Raw genomic sequence first — 3,448 nt, 5'->3', positions numbered from 1 at the left:
CGATATATCAGACCGGTGCGCCGATACCATAGAAAAAGGGGCCCCGAAGGACCCCTTTCCCTTCAATCAGAAGGCATGTGCCGTAGTGAGCGTCGGCCCAGACCTTGCGCATCGCGAAATAGAGGATGCCGGTCAGCGCGATCAGATAGATCAGCACCTGAAAGCCGAGCTTGTGGCGCTGCTCAAGCTTCGGTTCGGCCGTCCACATCATGAAGTGGGTCACGTCCTTCGCCATCTGCTCGACGGTGTTGGGCGTACCATCCTCATATTCCACCTGGCCGTCCGAGAGCGGCTTCGGCATGGCGATCATGTGGCCGGGGAAGTATTTGTTGTAGGAGCCCGCGGTCACTTCGAAGCCTTCCGGCGCGTCCTCATAGCCTACCAGCACCGAATAGACATAGTCGGCACCGCCCGCCCGCGCCTTGGTGAGGAGCGAGAGATCGGGAGCGGCTGCACCGAGAGCAGCGGCGGCGGCTTCAGCATTCGGATAGGGCGAAGGGAAACGGTCCTTCGGCTCACCCGGACGCTCATACATTTCGCCGTCAGAGTTCGGGCCATCCACGACGGTGATCTCGGCAGCGAGAGTCTTGACCTGGCCTTCCGTGAACTCCGGGCCACCCGGCTGAGCCAGGTTGCGGAAGCTCACATATTCCATCGAATGACAGACGGAGCAGACTTCCTTGTACACCTTGTAACCACGGCGCAGAGCATCGCGGTCATATGTACCGAACACGCCCTCGAAGGACCACTTGACGTCGATCGGTGCGACCCCGTCGTCGGCTGCGCGGGCGGGCGTACCCGCCAGAAGCACGGCACCGAGCGCCGCAACAGCGGCAAGCGAGAAGGCGCGGGAGATGGTTTTCATTGTCGTTTTCACTTTCACCTCTCCCCTCAGCTTCCAGATTCGTCCTGAGCCTTCGCGGGCAGCACCGACGCGGCAATGCTTTCCGGCAGAGGCTTCGGCTTTTCCACCAGCCCGAGAACGGGCAGCACGATGAGGAAGTGCGCGAAGTAGTAGATGGTCAGGATACGCGACAGGTCGGTAACGTCGAAGCCGCCATCGCCCACAGCGATCAGGATCTTGTCCGGGGACTGGCCGCCGCAATAGCCGAGGCCAAGGCAGGTCACGAGGAAGATCCAGAAGAACTGCTTGAAGAGCGGACGGAACCGTGCGGAGCGCACTTTCGACGTGTCGAGCCAGGGCAGCACGAAGAGAATGGCAATCGCACCGAACATCAGGATGACGCCGCCGAGCTTGTCCGGCACCGCACGCAGGATCGCGTAGAAGGGCAGCAGATACCATTCAGGCACGATATGCGCAGGCGTGGAAAGCGGGTTCGCCTCAATATAGTTATCCGGCTCGCCCAGCCCGTTCGGGTTGAAGAAGACGAAATAGGCGAAAAGGATCATGAAGAGGACGAGGCCGAACGCGTCCTTGATGGTCGCATAGGGCGTGAAGGGAACGGTGTCCTTCTTCGGGTCCTTGACTTCGATACCCGCCGGGTTGCCCTGCCCCGCTACATGCAGCGCCCAGACGTGGAGAATGACCACACCGGCGATGAGGAACGGGAAGAGATAGTGCAGCGAGAAGAAGCGGTTGAGCGTCGGATCGCCGACCGCGAAACCACCCCAGAGCCAGGTCCGCAGGCTTTCGCCGACGAGCGGAATAGCGCCGAAGAGGTTGGTGATCACGGTTGCGCCCCAGAAGCTCATCTGACCCCAGGGAAGGACGTAGCCGAAGAAGGCCGTCGCCATCATCAGGAGGTAGATCAGGACGCCAAGAATCCACAGCACTTCGCGCGGCGCCTTGTAGGAGCCGTAGTAGAGGCCGCGGAACATATGGATATAGACGGCGATGAAGAACATTGATGCGCCGTTTGCGTGGACGTAACGGATGAGCCATCCGTAGTTCACGTCGCGCATGATCTTCTCGACGCTCGCAAAGGCAAGCTCGGTCGTCGGCACATAGTGCATGGCAAGCACGATGCCGGTGACGATCTGGACCGCAAGGCAGAAGCTCAGAATGCCGCCAAAGGTCCACCAGTAGTTGAGGTTCTTCGGCGTCGGGTAATCGACAAAGCTGTCATTGACCAGACGCAGGACCGGCAGGCGCGAGTCCAGCCAGCGTGTAAATCCGTTGCCGGGAGTATAGGTGCTTTCACCGCTCATCTGTCAGCCCCCTCAGCCGATCTTGATTCTTGTGTCGGAAAGGAACTCGTAAGGCGGCACGTCGAGATTGGTCGGCGCCGGGCCCTTACGAATACGGCCTGACGTGTCGTAGACCGAACCATGGCAGGGGCAGAAATAGCCGTCATACTCGCCGCGATAGGAGAGCGGCACGCAGCCCAGATGGGTACAGATGCCGATGACCACGAGCCACTGCCTTTCCAGCTCGCCACCCGGACCGGTGCGCACGCGCTCATCATCGGATTCGGGGTGGGGAAGCGATGCCACATCAACAGCATCGGCGGCTGCAATTTCCTCTTCCGTCCGGTGACGGATAAAGATGGGCTTGCCGCGCCACTTCACCGTGATTTCCTGCCCAACGGGAATGCCGCTGAGGTCAAATTCGGCGGAGGCAAGAGCCAGCACCGACGCATCAGGATTCATCTGGTCGATCAACGGCCAGACCGCTGCAGCCGCACCGACCGCAGCGAACGCCCCTGTCGCCACATAAAGGAAATCGCGCCGTGTCGGCTCGTCCGCGTGGATTTCTGCCACGGTTCAGGTCTCCTCGTTGAATTGATCGAGTGCCGTAATCACCGCCCGGCCATCAGTTTGAAACGATGCCCCGAGACAAGGAAGCACCTTTCGACAGGCAGGACACGGCACCTTAAAAACCGCTGCATGGCACGAAAGACCGACGAATCCCCTGTTTTCGCCCCATACGTTGCGTGGTTTTGTGGCATCCAATCGGCATGTTGTCCAGCCCCGCCGCCCCTGTGGCAGGATGACGCATCGCCGCACCTCGTTTCATTTGAAGAAGCTCATGCGATTAGCCCTTTATGAACCGGACATTCCACCCAATCTGGGCACGCTTATCCGGCTCGGCGCCTGCCTCGGCGTGCCTCTCGATGTGATCGAACCTTGCGGATTTCCCTGGGGCGACCGGGACCTGAAACGGGCGGCGATGGATTATGGTGCGTTGGGTGAGGTGATCCGGCATGAAAGCTGGGAATCATTCTCAACAAACCGGCCCGCACATGCGCGAATCGTGCTGCTCACCACGAAAGCCTCCCTCCCCTTCACAGCGTTCAGCTTCAGCCCCTCGGACATATTGCTGGTGGGGCGAGAAAGTGCGGGCGTACCCGACGCCATCCACCAGGCGGCGGATGCGCGGGTGACGATCCCGATGAAGCCCCCTGCCCGCTCGCTCAACATGGCGGTGGCCGCCGCGATGGTTCTCACGGAAGCGCTTCGGCAGACAAACGGCTTTCCGGGGGCTAAG

Annotated in this window: 4 protein-coding genes; 1 reads left to right on the top strand and 3 read right to left on the bottom strand. The window is 60.6% G+C overall.

What is annotated here, in order from left to right; all coding sequences use genetic code 11:
• Positions 1 to 7 precede the first annotated feature (7 nt).
• From WBF74_RS12350 to petA, 3 genes are read right to left on the bottom strand one after another with little or no spacing between them, the layout of a single operon-like run.
• A complete protein-coding gene (locus WBF74_RS12350; protein WP_424440303.1) occupies positions 8 to 877 on the bottom strand; it encodes a cytochrome c1 in 870 nt (289 codons plus the stop codon).
• Positions 878 to 891: 14 nt separating this feature from the next.
• The gene (locus WBF74_RS12345; protein ID WP_424440300.1) at positions 892 to 2,169 is read right to left on the bottom strand and encodes a cytochrome b; all 1,278 of its coding nucleotides are present in this window, start codon (positions 2,167 to 2,169) and stop codon (positions 892 to 894) included.
• 12 nt (positions 2,170 to 2,181) lie between these two features.
• Positions 2,182 to 2,721 (bottom strand): ubiquinol-cytochrome c reductase iron-sulfur subunit, encoded by a 540-nt coding sequence (gene petA / locus WBF74_RS12340; RefSeq protein WP_424440297.1) that lies wholly within the window; start codon positions 2,719 to 2,721, stop codon positions 2,182 to 2,184.
• Positions 2,722 to 2,989: 268 nt separating this feature from the next.
• Here petA and WBF74_RS12335 point away from each other — a divergent pair.
• Positions 2,990 to 3,448 (top strand): tRNA (cytidine(34)-2'-O)-methyltransferase (locus WBF74_RS12335; RefSeq protein WP_424440294.1); only part of this gene is annotated, 459 nt, incomplete at its 3' end.

Source organism: Parvibaculum sp. (assembly GCF_049672805.1).
Taxonomy (GTDB): Bacteria; Pseudomonadota; Alphaproteobacteria; order Parvibaculales; family Parvibaculaceae; genus Parvibaculum.
The sequence above is the reverse complement of the archived record's forward strand: the minus strand, read 5'-3'. Positions and strand labels throughout refer to the sequence as shown.